The sequence below is a fragment of the Streptomyces sp. enrichment culture genome, from assembly GCF_964272855.1.
Lineage (GTDB): Bacteria > Actinomycetota > Actinomycetes > Streptomycetales > Streptomycetaceae > Streptomyces.
This window is the reverse complement of record NZ_OZ186847.1, coordinates 5,837,820-5,851,208: the sequence shown is the minus strand read 5'-3', so window position 1 is coordinate 5,851,208 and position 13,389 is coordinate 5,837,820. Positions and strand designations below refer to the sequence as shown.

13 protein-coding genes are annotated in these 13,389 nt (G+C 70.0%); 6 read left to right on the top strand and 7 right to left on the bottom strand.

The annotated features are described in order from the left end of the window. Window positions 1-18 precede the first annotated feature (18 nt). The 4 genes from ACSU6L_RS25790 to ACSU6L_RS25775 form a co-directional block, all read right to left on the bottom strand. Window positions 19-594: a TerD family protein gene (locus tag ACSU6L_RS25790; protein ID WP_073938791.1), complete on the bottom strand. Its 576-nt coding sequence runs from the start codon at window positions 592-594 to the stop codon at window positions 19-21. Window positions 595-691: 97 nt separating this feature from the next. Beyond that, the gene (locus tag ACSU6L_RS25785; RefSeq protein ID WP_437060466.1) at window positions 692-1,267 is read right to left on the bottom strand and encodes a calcium homeostasis/redox stress adaptation protein; all 576 of its coding nucleotides are present in this window, start codon (window positions 1,265-1,267) and stop codon (window positions 692-694) included. A 113-nt stretch (window positions 1,268-1,380) separates the two neighbouring features. After that, window positions 1,381-1,839, bottom strand: a complete 459-nt coding sequence (locus ACSU6L_RS25780) for a peroxiredoxin (RefSeq protein WP_073938789.1) — start codon at window positions 1,837-1,839, stop codon at window positions 1,381-1,383. 121 nt (window positions 1,840-1,960) lie between these two features. After that, complete coding sequence (locus tag ACSU6L_RS25775; RefSeq protein ID WP_189696770.1) at window positions 1,961-2,398, bottom strand: DUF3052 domain-containing protein; 438 nt, start codon at window positions 2,396-2,398, stop codon at window positions 1,961-1,963. 368 nt (window positions 2,399-2,766) lie between these two features. On the opposite strand from ACSU6L_RS25775, the gene aceE reads away from it, so the two are divergent. Both aceE and ACSU6L_RS25765 read left to right on the top strand, forming a co-directional pair. Next, entirely contained in the window at window positions 2,767-5,514 is a 2,748-nt protein-coding gene (aceE, locus tag ACSU6L_RS25770; protein ID WP_437060463.1) for a pyruvate dehydrogenase (acetyl-transferring), homodimeric type, read from the top strand. Between the two features lie 70 nt (window positions 5,515-5,584). After that, entirely contained in the window at window positions 5,585-6,376 is a 792-nt protein-coding gene (locus ACSU6L_RS25765) for a potassium channel family protein (RefSeq protein WP_437060461.1), read from the top strand. Between the two features lie 285 nt (window positions 6,377-6,661). On the opposite strand, the gene ACSU6L_RS25760 is transcribed toward ACSU6L_RS25765, so the two are convergent. Continuing rightward, a complete protein-coding gene (locus tag ACSU6L_RS25760; protein ID WP_437060459.1) occupies window positions 6,662-8,281 on the bottom strand; it encodes an MFS transporter in 1,620 nt (539 codons plus the stop codon). A 113-nt stretch (window positions 8,282-8,394) separates the two neighbouring features. Here ACSU6L_RS25760 and ACSU6L_RS25755 point away from each other — a divergent pair, with 113 nt between their 5' ends. From ACSU6L_RS25755 to ACSU6L_RS25745, 3 genes are all read left to right on the top strand, one after another. Then, the gene (locus ACSU6L_RS25755; protein ID WP_437060457.1) at window positions 8,395-9,051 is read left to right on the top strand and encodes a TetR family transcriptional regulator; all 657 of its coding nucleotides are present in this window, start codon (window positions 8,395-8,397) and stop codon (window positions 9,049-9,051) included. A gap of 80 nt (window positions 9,052-9,131) precedes the next feature. Beyond that, window positions 9,132-10,349, top strand: coding sequence for an alpha/beta hydrolase family protein (locus ACSU6L_RS25750; protein ID WP_437060455.1), 1,218 nt, complete (start codon window positions 9,132-9,134; stop codon window positions 10,347-10,349). A 57-nt stretch (window positions 10,350-10,406) separates the two neighbouring features. Further along, window positions 10,407-11,264 (top strand): DUF4429 domain-containing protein, encoded by an 858-nt coding sequence (locus ACSU6L_RS25745; protein WP_437065063.1) that lies wholly within the window; start codon window positions 10,407-10,409, stop codon window positions 11,262-11,264. Between the two features lie 81 nt (window positions 11,265-11,345). Here the strand turns inward: ACSU6L_RS25745 and ACSU6L_RS25740 are convergent, their stop codons facing one another. Continuing rightward, entirely contained in the window at window positions 11,346-12,359 is a 1,014-nt protein-coding gene (locus tag ACSU6L_RS25740; protein WP_437060453.1) for an aldo/keto reductase, read from the bottom strand. Further along, entirely contained in the window at window positions 12,356-12,817 is a 462-nt protein-coding gene (locus ACSU6L_RS25735; protein WP_365505940.1) for a MerR family transcriptional regulator, read from the bottom strand. The genes ACSU6L_RS25740 and ACSU6L_RS25735 overlap by 4 nt, the downstream gene beginning before the upstream one ends. Window positions 12,818-12,902: 85 nt before the next feature. Between ACSU6L_RS25735 and ACSU6L_RS25730 the strand changes: the two genes are divergently transcribed. After that, a complete protein-coding gene (locus ACSU6L_RS25730; RefSeq protein ID WP_437060450.1) occupies window positions 12,903-13,382 on the top strand; it encodes a GNAT family N-acetyltransferase in 480 nt (159 codons plus the stop codon). Window positions 13,383-13,389 lie beyond the last annotated feature (7 nt).

The following is a 13,389-nucleotide window of genomic DNA, read 5'->3' as shown; positions in this document are numbered from 1 at the left end:
CCCGCGCCGCACTCGGCTTTACGAAACGTTGACTCCGAAGTCTAGAGCGATCCCCCGAAGACCCGACGCGTACCCCTGGCCCACAGCCCGGAACTTCCATTCTCCCTGGTAGCGGTAGACCTCGCCAAAGATCATGGCGGTCTCCGTGGAGGCGTCCTCGCTGAGGTCGTAGCGGGCCAGCTCCACGCCGTCGGCCTGGTTGACGACCCGGATGAAGGCGTTGCTGACCTGCCCGAACGTCTGGCCGCGCTCGTCGGCCAGATGGATCGAGACCGGGAAGACGATCTTGTCGCACCGGTCGGGGACCTTGGAGAGGTCGATCAGGATCGACTCGTCGTCACCGTCGCCCTCGCCGGTGAGGTTGTCGCCGGTGTGCTCCACCGAGCCGTCCGGGCTCTTGAGCTGGTTGTAGAAGACGAACCACTCATCGCCGAGCACGCGGCCGCCGCCGCACACCAGGGCGCTGGCGTCCAGGTCGAAGGGGGCTCCGGTGGTGGAGCGAGCGTCCCAGCCGAGCCCGATCATCACCTGTGTGAGGTTCGGTGCGGCCTTGGACAGGGAGACGTTGCCTCCCTTGGCGAGCGTGACGCCCATGATTGTTCCCTCCCCGGTGATGATGTCTCTCTGGCTGTCCTGCGCGTCCGGCGCCGCACGTAAACCGTGCGACGCCGGACGAGGACCTTCAGCTGGCTCAGACGTTCACGCCGAAGTCCTGCGCGATGCCGCGCAGACCCGACGCGTAGCCCTGGCCGATGGCGCGGAACTTCCACTCGGCGCCGTGCCGGTACAGCTCACCGAAGACCATGGCGGTCTCGGTGGAGGCGTCCTCGCTGAGGTCGTAGCGGGCGATCTCGGCACCGCCGGCCTGGTTCACCACGCGGATGAACGCGTTGCGGACCTGGCCGAAGGACTGCTGGCGGCTCTCGGCGTCGTAGATCGACACCGGGAACACGATCTTCTCGACGTCCGCCGGGACACCGGCGAGGTCGACCTTGATCTGCTCGTCGTCGCCCTCGCCCTCACCGGTGAGATTGTCACCGGTGTGCTCGACGGAGCCGTCGGGGCTCTTGAGGTTGTTGAAGAAGATGAAGTGCTGGTCGCTGGCGACCTTGCCGGCGTTGTTCAGCAGCAGCGCGCTCGCGTCGAGGTCGAAGTCCGTGCCGGTCGTGGTGCGCACGTCCCACCCCAGACCGACGATGACCGCGGTCAGGCCCGGGGCCTCCTTGGTCAGCGATACGTTGCCGCCCTTGCTGAGGCTGACTCCCACGAGTCCTCCATTGGTGTTTTGGGGCGGGGAGCCCCGTCGTGCGTTGGTAACGGATCAAACGAGTCGATCCTAGTGACGGGTTCCCGCGCCCCGCAGGCCCTGGGTACGAGAAATCAGAGGGTGTCGAGCGCCTTGACGTACTCGTTCAGGTCACGGGCGTCCGGCAGGCCGTTGACGACCGTCCAGCGGACCACGCCCTCCTTGTCGATGACGAAGGTGCCGCGCACCGCGCAGCCCTTGTCCTCGTCGAAGACGCCGTAGGCGCGGCTGACCTCGCCGTGCGGCCAGAAGTCGCTCAGCAGCGGGTACTCCAGGCCCTCCTGCTCGGCGAAGACGCGCAGGGTGTGGATGGAGTCGTTGGAGACGGCGAGCACCTGGGTGGCGCGGTCCGCGAACTTCGGGAGGTTGTCGCGCACCTCGCACAGCTCGCCGGTGCACACGCCGGTGAAGGCGAAGGGGTAGAAGAGCAGCACCACGTTCTGCTCGCCGCGGAAGTCCGAGAGCTTCACGGTGCGTCCGTGGTTGTCCTTCAGCTCGAAGTCGGGCGCCTTGTCTCCGACCTGGATCGCCATCTCGTGTCATCCCTTCGCGGTGGGCCGTTCGGACGGCATCCACCCTACGCAGCGGGCACGGAAGGCGGACGGACGGGCCGGGGTGACCCGGCCCGTCCGTGCTCGGCTGTTCAGCGGAAGGTCACCGCTTCGACTTGGCGGCCTTGGGCGTGGCGAGGCGGCTGCCGCTCCAGTCCTTGCCCACGCTGACGCTCTTGGACGCCGTCAGGCCCGCGGTCGTCGCGGCTTCCGAGATGTCGCTCGGCTCCACGTACCCCGAACGGCCGGTCTTCGGCGTCAGGAGCAGGATCGCGCCGCCTTCCTCGATGTACGTGGTGGCATCCACCAGCGCATCCGTCAGGTCGCCGTCGTCGTCACGGAACCACAGCACAACGGCGTCGGCCACGTCGTCAAAGTCCTCGTCCATCAGGTCGCCCTCGATGGCTTCCTCGATGGCCTCGCGGAGTTCCTGGTCGACGTCGTCGTCGTAGCCGATCTCCTGGACCACCTGCCCGGGCTGGAACCCCAGCCTGGCGGCAGGGTTCGTCCGCTCCTCCGCGTGGTCCGCGGTCGCGCTCACGGGTTGCCTCCTGATCATGTCTTGGGAATATCTCAGCCACGCGCGTGCGCGAAGCATTGGCCGTAGTCCACACGGGCGGGGCGGATCGCGCAAGTACCCGGCGGTTCAGACCGCCGAAACGGTGACGATCCAGGCCGTGTCGCCGCAACTCCAGGCACCCGCCCAAGGGCCAAGGTGACACACACCACACCTATCTGCCCTCTTTGTACGTTTGGGAACCACCCAAGGGTACGAGTTTCGAACGTACGGCGGTTACCTCACAGTAAAGGTGACGTTTGCTGCCGTGAGGTACACGATGGGGATCGGCGCAATCAAGCAGAAACAGCCCCAGCAGCCCTCAACAGCCCCTCTGACAGGTAAGGACCAGCGTGGCTTCCGGATCCGATCGCAATCCGATCATCATTGGCGGCCTTCCGAGTCAGGTTCCTGACTTCGACCCCGAGGAGACGCAGGAGTGGCTCGACTCCCTCGACGCCGCCATCGACGAGCGGGGCCGTGAGCGCGCCCGCTATCTGATGCTGCGGCTGATCGAGCGGGCCCGCGAGAAGCGCGTGGCCGTGCCCGAGATGCGCAGCACGGACTACGTCAACACCATCGCCACCAAGGACGAGCCGTTCTTCCCGGGCAACGAGGAGATCGAGCGCAGGATCCTCAACGCCACCCGTTGGAACGCCGCCGTGATGGTCTCGCGTGCCCAGCGCCCGGGCATCGGCGTCGGCGGCCACATCGCCACCTTCGCCTCCTCCGCGTCCCTCTACGACGTCGGCTTCAACCACTTCTTCCGGGGCAAGGACGAGGGTGACGGCGGCGACCAGGTCTTCTTCCAGGGGCACGCCTCGCCGGGCATCTACGCCCGCGCGTTCCTGCTGGACCGCCTCAGCGAGCAGAACCTCGACGCGTTCCGCCAGGAGAAGTCGAAGGCGCCGTACGGGCTGTCCTCGTACCCGCACCCGCGGCTGATGCCGGACTTCTGGGAGTTCCCGACCGTGTCCATGGGCCTCGGCCCGATCGGCGCGATCTACCAGGCCCGGATGAACCGGTACATGCACGCGCGGGGCATCGCGGACACCTCCAAGTCGCACGTCTGGGCGTTCCTCGGCGACGGCGAGATGGACGAGCCGGAGTCGCTCGGCCAGCTGACCATCGCCGCCCGTGAGGGCCTGGACAACCTGACCTTCGTCGTCAACTGCAACCTGCAGCGGCTCGACGGCCCGGTGCGCGGCAACGGCAAGGTCATCCAGGAACTGGAGTCGGTCTTCCGGGGCGCCGGCTGGAACGTGATCAAGCTGATCTGGGACCGGACGTGGGACCCGCTGCTCGCGCGGGACCGCGACGGGCTGCTGGTCAACCGGATGAACACCACGCCGGACGGCCAGTTCCAGACGTACGCCACCGAGTCCGGCGCGTACATCCGCGAGCACTTCTTCGGCGACGACCAGCGGCTGCGCGCCATGGTCGAGAACATGTCCGACCACCAGATCCTGATGCTGGGCCGCGGCGGCCACGACCACAAGAAGATCTACGCCGCGTACAAGGCGGCCCTGGAGCACAAGGGCCAGCCGACGGTCATCCTGGCCAAGACGGTCAAGGGCTGGACGCTGGGGCCCAACTTCGAGGGCCGCAACGCCACCCACCAGATGAAGAAGCTGACGGTCGACGACCTCAAGCGCTTCCGGGACCGGCTGCACCTGCCGATCGCCGACAAGGATCTGGAGAGCGGGCTCCCGCCGTACTACCACCCCGGGCGGGACTCCGAGGAGATCCAGTACATGCACGACCGGCGCAAGGGGCTCGGCGGTTACGTCCCGACGCGCGTGGTCCGCTCGAAGCCGCTGGCGCTGCCGGACGACAAGACGTACGCGACCGTGAAGAAGGGCACCGGCCAGCAGTCCATCGCGACGACCATGGCGTTCGTCCGGCTGCTGAAGGACCTCATGCGGGACAAGGAGATCGGCAAGCGGTTCGTGCTGATCGCGCCGGACGAGTACCGCACCTTCGGCATGGACTCGTTCTTCCCGAGTGCGAAGATCTACAACCCGCTGGGCCAGCAGTACGAGGCGGTCGACCGCGATCTGCTGCTCGCGTACAAGGAGTCGCCGACCGGGCAGATGCTGCACGACGGCATCTCGGAGGCCGGCTGCACGGCCTCGCTGATCGCGGCCGGTTCGGCGTACGCGACGCACGGCGAGCCGCTGATCCCGGTGTACGTCTTCTACTCGATGTTCGGTTTCCAGCGCACCGGCGACCAGTTCTGGCAGATGGCCGACCAGCTGGCGCGCGGATTCGTACTGGGCGCGACCGCCGGGCGCACGACCCTGACCGGTGAGGGCCTGCAGCACGCCGACGGCCACTCCCAGCTGCTCGCCTCCACCAACCCGGGCTGTGTGGCGTACGACCCCGCGTACGCCTACGAGATCGCGCACATCGTCCAGGACGGTCTGCGGCGGATGTACGGCAGCAGCGAGGAGCACCCGCACGGCGAGGACGTCTTCTACTACCTCACCGTCTACAACGAGCCGATCCAGCACCCCGCCGAGCCGGAGAACGTCGACGTCGAGGGCATCGTCAAGGGCGTCTACCGGTTCGGCGAGGGCACGGCCGGCCGGATCCCGGCGCAGATCATCGCCTCCGGCGTGGCCGTCCCGTGGGCGGTCGAGGCGCAGCGGATCCTCGCCGAGGAGTGGGACGTACGGGCCGGCGTGTGGTCGGCGACCTCGTGGAACGAGCTGCGGCGGGACGCGGTCGCGTGCGAGCAGCACAATCTGCTGCACCCGGAGGAGGAGCAGCGGGTGCCGTACGTGACGCGGAAGCTGAGCGGGGCCGAGGGGCCGTTCGTGGCCGTCTCCGACTGGATGCGGTCGGTTCCCGACCAGATCGCGCGGTGGGTGCCGGGGACGTACCAGTCGCTGGGCGCGGACGGGTTCGGCTTCGCCGACACCCGCGGGGCGGCGCGGCGGTTCTTCCACATCGACGCGCAGTCGATCGTGGTGGCGGTGCTCGCCGAGCTGGCGAAGGAGGGCAAGGTGGACCGGTCGGTGCTGAAGCAGGCCGTGGACCGGTACCAGCTGCTCGACGTGTCGGCGGCGGACCCCGGGGCCGCGGGCGGCGACGCGTAGCGCGTGAACCGTGAGGGGGTGGTGGACCTGCGGGTTCACCACCCCCTCACGCTTTCCTACGATGCCCCGCATGAAGGAACAGTCGGCGCGGGCCCGTTGGGAAGAGCGCACACAGAGACCCCTGATGGCGCTGGCCGTGGCCTTCGCCGTCGCCTACGCGGTGCCGATAGTGCACACCTCGGCGAGCGAGTCGGTGACGCTCGGGTGCGCGGTCGTCGAGTGGACCGTGTGGGCGGCGTTCGCCGGCGACTACACGGTGCGGCTCGTCCTCGCCGAGCGGCGCGGGGAGTTCGTCCGGCGGAACTGGCTCGACCTGTGCGCGGTGGTGCTGCCGCTGATCCAGCCGCTCCGGCTGCTGCGGCTGGTGTCCACGCTGCTGCTGGTGGGACGGCGGGCGCAGATGGCCTCACAGATACGGCTGACGACCTATGTCGCCGGCGCCGTGGTGGGGCTGCTGATGTTCGGGTCGCTGGCCGTGCTGTCGGTGGAGCGGGAGGCTCCGGACGGGAACATCCGGACGTTGGGTGACGCGGTCTGGTGGTCCTTCACCACGATGACGACCGTGGGGTACGGGGATCACGCGCCGACGACCGGCGTGGGGCGGTTGCTGGCGGTGGGCCTGATGCTGTCCGGGATCGCGCTCCTGGGTCTGGTGACCGCGAACATCGCCGCGTGGTTCATCTCGCGGTTCGAGAACGACGACGCGGAGGAGCGGCGGCAGACGGAGGCGATCGCGGCGCTGACGGAGGAGGTGCGGGCGCTGCGCGCCCTGGTGGGCGCGCAACCCGGCGCCACGGGGTGCCGCTGCGCCCACAGCCACGACGGCGATGGCGAGCGACGCGCGGTCCGGCCCGGTCCGTGACCCCCTCCGGCCACGTGAGCGGGGGCACCCGCGCGCTCCGTGTCCGGAGCTCGTCACCGTGGTGACCCGGGTACCCCCGCTCTGCGCCTCAATCCTGTCTGCCGGCGCGCCACCCCCCTCCAGCGGCGCGCCGCAGCCCAGGTCGCCCTCGTCCTCGTACGAACTTGCCAGCGGAACATGCCGTACGAAGGGCTTGACCCACTGTGACTCGCGGTGCGGGCGGGGTGGGAGGAAACGTTGGCGTTGTCACCCTGATAGGGGAACCCCGCCACCGTCGACGGACCGTCAGATGTGCGCCGCGCCCGCTCCCGCCTGCGCGTTCTCGCCGCGCTTGGTGAGGAACGCGACCAGCACGGCCGCCACCGCGACGGCCGCGGCGACCAGCGAGGCCAGGGACATCCCGGAGATGAAGGTGTCGTGGGCGACGCCGGTGATCTTCGCGGCGATCTCCGGCGGGGTGCCCGGCGGCACCGGCGCCACACCGGCCTGGACGGCTTCGGCGGCCTGCTCCTGCTGCTCGGGGGTGAGCGGCGGGAGGCCCGCGTCGGTCCAGTTGCCGGCGAGGTCGCTGTCGACCTTGGAGACCATCACGGCGCCCAGGACGGCCGTACCGAGGCTGCCGCCGATCTGCATCGCGGCCTGCTGGAGACCGCCGGCCACGCCGGACAACTCCATGGGCGCATTGCCGACGATGACCTCGGTCGCGCCGACCATGACCGGCGCGAGGCCGAGGCCGAGCAGGGCGAACCAGAGGGACATCACACCGCTGCCGGTGTCCGCCTTCAGCGTGGACATGCCCCACATGGCGAGCGCGGTGACCGCCATGCCGCCGGCCAGCGGGACGCGCGGGCCCATCTTGGTGATCATCGCGCCGGCGAGCGGCGAACCGACGATCATCATGCCGGTGAGCGGCAGCAGGTGCAGGCCGGCGTCGATCGGGCTCATGCCGTGCACGTTCTGCAGGTAGAACGTGACGAAGAACAGACCGCCCATGAAGGCGATGGCCATGAGGACCATCAGGACGACACCCGCGGAGAGCGGGATCGAACGGAAGAGGGCCAGCGGGATCAGCGGCTCCCCGACCCGCGTCTCCCAGAAGGCGAACAGGGCGAAGCCGAGCACCGAGGCGCCGATGAAGGTCCAGGTCAGTCCGTCGCCCCAGCCCCACTCGGGCGCCTTGATGAGGGCCCAGACCAGGCAGAACATGGCGGCGGAGAGCAGCGCGATGCCCAGCAGGTCGAAGGAGCGCGGGGCGTTCTCGGCGCGGTGGTCGAGCAGGATCATCACGCCGAGTACGACGGCGAGGACGCCGACCGGCACGTTGATGAAGAACACCGACTGCCAGCTGACGTGCTCGACGAGCACACCGCCGAGGATCGGGCCGCCCGCGGTGGAGGCACCGATGACCATGCCCCAGATGCCGATGGCCATGTTCAGCTTCTCGGCCGGGAAGGTGGCCCGCAGCAGGCCGAGCGCGGCCGGCATGAGCAGCGCGCCGAACAGGCCCTGCAGCACCCGGAAGGTGACGACCAGCGCGATGCTGCTCGACATCCCGATGAGGCCGGAGGCGACGGCGAAGCCGACGACGCCGATGATGAAGGTCTGCCGGTGGCCGAAGCGGTCACCCAGCTTGCCCGCGGTGATCAGGGAGACCGCGAGGGCGAGGAAGTAGCCGTTGGTGATCCACTGGACGTCCGCGAAGCTCGCGTTCAGGTCCTCTTTGATGGCCGGGTTGGCGATGGCCACGATGGTGCCGTCGAGGGCCACCATCATGACCCCCACGGCGACGGTTATGAGGGTGAACCACGGATGCCCTCGCAGCCCCTTGGCCGGCGAGGGATCCGACGGGGCTGATCCGGCGTCGTCCCCCGGCCCCGTCTTGTCGATGGTGGTCTGACTAGTCATGCTTCGAGGCTAATGACAGCCACTGACAGTTGACAAACCATTTCACGTTTCGGTAACTGACACGCCACTCCCTTAGGGTCTGGACTGGGCGCACGGTTCAGAGAAGAGGTGCCATGGAGACAGCGTCGGGGTCCTCGCCCGGCCTGCGCGAACGCAAGAAGCAGCGCACCCGGGACGCCCTGCTGCGGGCCGCCCTCGAACTGTTCACCACCCAGGGCTACGAGCGCACCACCGTCGACGAGATCGCGGCGGCCGTCGACGTCTCCCAGCGCACCTTCTTCCGGTACTTCGCCGGCAAGGAGGACGCCGCCCTCGCCGCCCAGCGACTGGCGGTGGCGCACTTCGTTGCCGCGCTGCGCGCCCGCCCCGCCGGGGAGCCGCCGCTGGAGGCGATGCGCCGGGCGGTGCTGGACGGCTGGGACACCCTGCACGAGGTCGTCGAGGCCGTCGTCCCGATCGATCTGTATCTGCGGATGTACCGGGTGATCGAGTCGACGCCCGTGCTGCTCGCCGCCTATCTGCGCAGCTCGGCGGAGATCGAGGAGCAGATCGCCCGGCTGATCGCCGAACGGGAGGGGCTGGACGTGGACGCCGACCCGCGGCCGCGGGTGGCGGTGGCCGTCTTCGGCGGGGTGATCCGGGTCACCGAGCGGCTGTGGAGCGCGGGCGACGACTTCAGCATGGAGGCGCTGCGCGCGTTGACGGCGACGTACCTCGATCAGGTGGGCCCCTCCCTGGCCGGGGCCTGGCGGACGCCCCGGACCCCCTAGATCCACAGCTCATCAGTCAAACGTGATGCCTGTCACACGCGTCACCCGAGACCCTCCCGTTCTCCTAGTGTGTCCTCCCAGTGACTTCCTTCGACTCCTCCCCGCAAATCGGTCTCTGGCGCGCGCTGCTCGCGCTGGCAGTCGTGTTCGTCATGCTGGCGACCACCGGCTGGACCGCCCTGAAGGGCCACCGGGAGACCACCCCCCTGCAGGCCTCCCTCGCCTCCTGGGAGCGGGGCCGGATCGACGGACACCGGCTGCCGGACCCGGACTCCGGCCCCACCCGGCTCGCCCGGTTCTTCGCCGCCCTCACCGACGCCCAGCGCGCGCGGCTCGCCAAGCGCTACCCGCTCGCGGTCGGCAACATGAACGGCGCCCCCGTCACCCTGCGCTACCGCGCCAACCGCATCGCGCTCGGTCAGGCCCGGAAGATCGAACTGAAACGGATGCGCGACAGCCGTCTCACCCCGGCCGGGCGGCGGGAGGCGGGCCTGCGGATGCACCGCTTCCGGGCGCTGATGCGCGAGGGGCGGCACATCCTCGCCTTCGACCCGGAGGGATCCGGCCGGATCGCCGAGGTCTTCGGCGACCTCCGCAAGGCCGAACGGGTCTCCGTCGTCGTCCCAGGCGTCGATACCGACCTGCTCACCTTCCAGCGCAGCCACCGGGAGTACTCGGCGCCCGTCGGCATGGCGAAGTCCCTCTACGCCGCCGAGCGCGCCGCCGGCCCGGACACCCGGACCGCCGTGATCGCCTGGGCCGACTACACGGCCCCCAGCGGAGTCGGCATGGACGCGGCCACCGCGTGGCGCGCCGCGGACGGCGCCGTCCGGCTGAACGCGCTGCTGCGCGCGCTGCCCGGCGACGCGCCGGTCTCGCTGTTCTGCCACAGCTACGGCTCCGTGGTCTGCGGGGTCGCCGCGCCCGAGCTGCCGGGCCGGGTCGCCGACATAGCCGTGGCCGGCAGCCCCGGCATGCGGGTCACCGAGGCGGCCCAGCTCGGCACGTCCGCCCATGTATGGGCGATGCGGGACGCCGACGACTGGATCCAGGACGTGCCCTATCTGGAGCTGGGCGGCCTCGGGCACGGCGCGGACCCGATGTCCGCCGGGTTCGGCGCCCGGCTGCTGTCGGCACGCGAGGCCGAGGGGCACGCCGGGTACTTCGAACCCGGCACCGACAGCCTCGCGAACCTCGCCGAGATCGGGGTTGGCGCGTACCGCGCGGTCGACTGCGCCGACGATCGGGGCATGTGCCGGGCGGGTTTGTCCGGGACGCCGAGCGCCGGACGCGCGTAGAGCCGCAGAAACTGCGGTTTGCGCAGGGACGGGACGAAAGAGCGCGTGCCGCATACGATGAGCCGCATGGGTGACGTACTGGCCGGATTTCATGCCGCCTGGGAGTTCGAGTCCGACTCCGTGCTCATCCGTTACGAACGGGGGATTCGAACACCCAAGCTGTTCCAGGCGCTCGGCGAACGCCGGGTGCCGCTGGAGGCGTTGCAGGGGGTCACGCTGACTCCCGGCAAGCGCGGGACCGTCGTGCTGCGCGCGGAGGTGCGACCGGGGGCCGATCCGCTGCTGGAGGCGGCGGACGGGCAGCTCAAGGAGAACGGCGACCCGTACCGACTGGTGCTGCCGGCCGCGCGGGAGACGCTCGCGGAGTACTACGCCGACGAGCTGCGGGCGCAGCTGACCGAGTCGGGACCGGCGGAGCGGTTCCTGGTGGCCGCGCCGAGCGCCCCGCAGTCCTTCAAGGCGTACGACGCGAAGGCGTCCTTCGACGGGACGACCGTGCGGTTCCGGTGGTTCTGGACCGGGGCGTCGTCGGAGAAGTGGAAGGCCGGGGACCAGAGCTTCCCCGTCGCCGAGCTCGGCGGCGTCGAATGGCGTTCGCCGGAGCTGTTCGAGGGGTACCTGCGGCTGCTGCGGCGGGACGGCGCGGAGCAGCCGGCGCAGGCCGATCAGGATCCGGCGGCGGTGGTGTTCGGGCTGGGGTACGGGCCCGTGCACGAGTCGCTGCCGTTCGCGGCGTCGGTGCTGGCGGCCGTGCGCGAGCGGGGGCCGGTGGCCGCGGTGGTCGCGGCGCACCGGCGCCGCGACCCCGCGGACATCGCCGAGCGGATCCGGCATCTCGGGGAGTTGCACCAGGCGGGGCTGGTCACGGACGAGGAGTTCTCCGTGAAGAAGGCGGAGCTGCTGGCGGAGCTGTGAGCGTCCGCCGGGTTCTGCCGTCTTCGGGGCACGGGTCGTCCGTGGCTTGCCGCGCGGTTCCCCGCGCCCTCCAGGGCATTGCTACTCGCGGCCCGCGGACGTGAACGTCATGTCCGCGTAGCGGTCGCCTGCCACCTTGGTGGCGATGGACTCCAGGACCTCCAGGTCCTCCGCCGTCAGCGCGATGGTCGCCGCCGCCGTGTTCTCCTCCACCCGGGACGGCTTGCGGGTGCCCGGGATCGGGATGACCGGGAGGCCGCGGACCGTCTGCTGGTGGTGGAGCCAGGCCAGGGCGATCTGCCCGAGGGTGGCGTCGTGGCTGTCGGCGATCTCGCGGATCTGGTCCAGCAGGGCCGCGTTGGCCGCCGCGTTGTCGCCGGTGTAGCGGGGCTGCTGGCGGCGGAAGTCGTCCTCGGTCAGGTCCTCGGCGCGGGCGAAGGAGCCGGTGAGGAAGCCGCGGCCGAGCGGGGAGTACGCGACCAGGGCCACGCCCAGTTCGGCCGCCGCCGGCACCACGTTGGCCTCGATGTCACGGCTGAACAGGGACCACTCGGACTGGACGGCGGCGATCGGGTGCACCGCGTGCGCGGCGCGCAGTTCGGGTGCCGTGACCTCGCTCAGGCCGAGCTGCTTGACCTTGCCCTCGCGGACCAGTTCGGCCATGACGCCGACGGTCTCCTCGATGGGGACCTCGGGGTCGCGGCGGTGCATGTAGTAGAGGTCGATGACGTCGACGTCCAGGCGCCGCAGGCTCGCCTCGACGGCCTGGCGGATGTACGGCGGGTCGTTGCGGATGATCCGCCGGGTGGGGTCCTCCGGCGGGATGGACAGGGCGAACTTGGTGGCGATGACCACCTCGTCGCGGTGCGCCTTGAAGAAGGGGGCGAGGAAGGTCTCGTTGTGGCCGGCGCCGTACGCGTCCGCCGTGTCGTACAGGGTGACGCCGCGTTCGAGCGCCCGGTCGAGGGTGGCCCTGGACTCCTCGGCGTCGGCGGGGCCGTAGGCGAAGCTCATGCCCATGCAGCCGAGGCCCTGCACACCCACCTCGGGGCCTTCCGCGCCCAGCCGGACGGTGGGGATGGTGCTGTCGTTCATCGGGTCCTCTCCGAGTAGAAGTCGATCTTCCGGTCGAGTACGGCGAGCGTGTCCTGGAGTTCCGCGATCCTGGAGAGGACGTCCCGGCGGGTCGTCTCCAGCAGTTCCCGGCGTTCGTCGAAGGTGTGGTCGCCCTCGCGCACCAGCTCGGCGTACCGGACCATGTCGGCGACCGGCATGCCGGTCAGCCGGAGCTTGCCGACCAGGTCCAGCCAGTCGAGGTCGCGGTTGGAGTAGCGGCGCTGGCCGGTGTGCGAGCGGTCGATGTGGGACATCAGGCCTATCCGCTCGTACCAGCGCAGGGTGTGGGCCGTGAGGCCGGTGAAGGCGACGACCTCGCTGATCGTGTAGCGGTCCTGGCCGTCGGGGCGCGGGTGCCGGCGTGGCGCGGCTGAGCAGATGTCGGTCCTGGTGGGGCTGTCCTCGGTGGCCGCGGGCATGGTCTGCATCACCGTCATGGCCTCCACGCTATGACCTTGGAGTGCACTCCAAGCAAGCGAAAAGGGCGAGAATTCACGCGAGGATGTAAGTACCGTAGGCGGCATGAGCCTAGTACGCCGCGCCCTTCCCGAGGATGCGCAGGAGCTGCTGCGCCTGCGCCAGGTCATGATCGATTCGGTGTTCTCCGCGGACGGGGACACGGACTGGCACGCCGAGTCCCTGCCGGTGCTGCGCAAGCGGCTGGCGGAGGCGGACGGGGACTTCGCCGCGTTCGTGGTGGACCATCCGCGGCGGCCGGGAGCACTGGCGGCGGTGGTCGCCGGGACGGTGGACTACCGCATCGGCAAGGCCGGGAACCCGCACGGCCGGGTCGGCCAGGTGTTCAGCGTCGCCACCGACCCGGACGCCCGGCGCCAGGGCCACGCGCGCGCCTGCATGGAGGCGCTGCTGGAGTGGTTCCGGGAACGGGGCACCGGGCATGTGCTGCTCACCGCCTCCCCCGCCGCGGAGCCGCTGTACGCCTCGCTGGGCTTCACCCGGGACTCCGACCCCTCGATGCGGCTGGTCCTGCGAGGCGCATAGGCTCGGC

Excerpts from the sequence above, each read along its gene's own strand:
- ACSU6L_RS25765 (WP_437060461.1), top strand. The coding sequence starts at position 5,585 with ATGAAGGAACAGTCGGCGCGGGCCCGTTGGGAAGAGCGCACACAGAGA.
- ACSU6L_RS25730 (WP_437060450.1), top strand. The coding sequence starts at position 12,903 with ATGAGCCTAGTACGCCGCGCCCTTCCCGAGGATGCGCAGGAGCTGCTG.
- ACSU6L_RS25760 (WP_437060459.1), bottom strand. The coding sequence starts at position 8,281 with ATGACTAGTCAGACCACCATCGACAAGACGGGGCCGGGGGACGACGCC.
- ACSU6L_RS25745 (WP_437065063.1), top strand. The coding sequence starts at position 10,407 with ATGAGCCGCATGGGTGACGTACTGGCCGGATTTCATGCCGCCTGGGAG.
- ACSU6L_RS25790 (WP_073938791.1), bottom strand. The coding sequence starts at position 594 with ATGGGCGTCACGCTCGCCAAGGGAGGCAACGTCTCCCTGTCCAAGGCC.
- ACSU6L_RS25735 (WP_365505940.1), bottom strand. The coding sequence starts at position 12,817 with ATGACGGTGATGCAGACCATGCCCGCGGCCACCGAGGACAGCCCCACC.
- ACSU6L_RS25780 (WP_073938789.1), bottom strand. The coding sequence starts at position 1,839 with ATGGCGATCCAGGTCGGAGACAAGGCGCCCGACTTCGAGCTGAAGGAC.
- ACSU6L_RS25755 (WP_437060457.1), top strand. The coding sequence starts at position 8,395 with ATGGAGACAGCGTCGGGGTCCTCGCCCGGCCTGCGCGAACGCAAGAAG.
- ACSU6L_RS25740 (WP_437060453.1), bottom strand. The coding sequence starts at position 12,359 with ATGAACGACAGCACCATCCCCACCGTCCGGCTGGGCGCGGAAGGCCCC.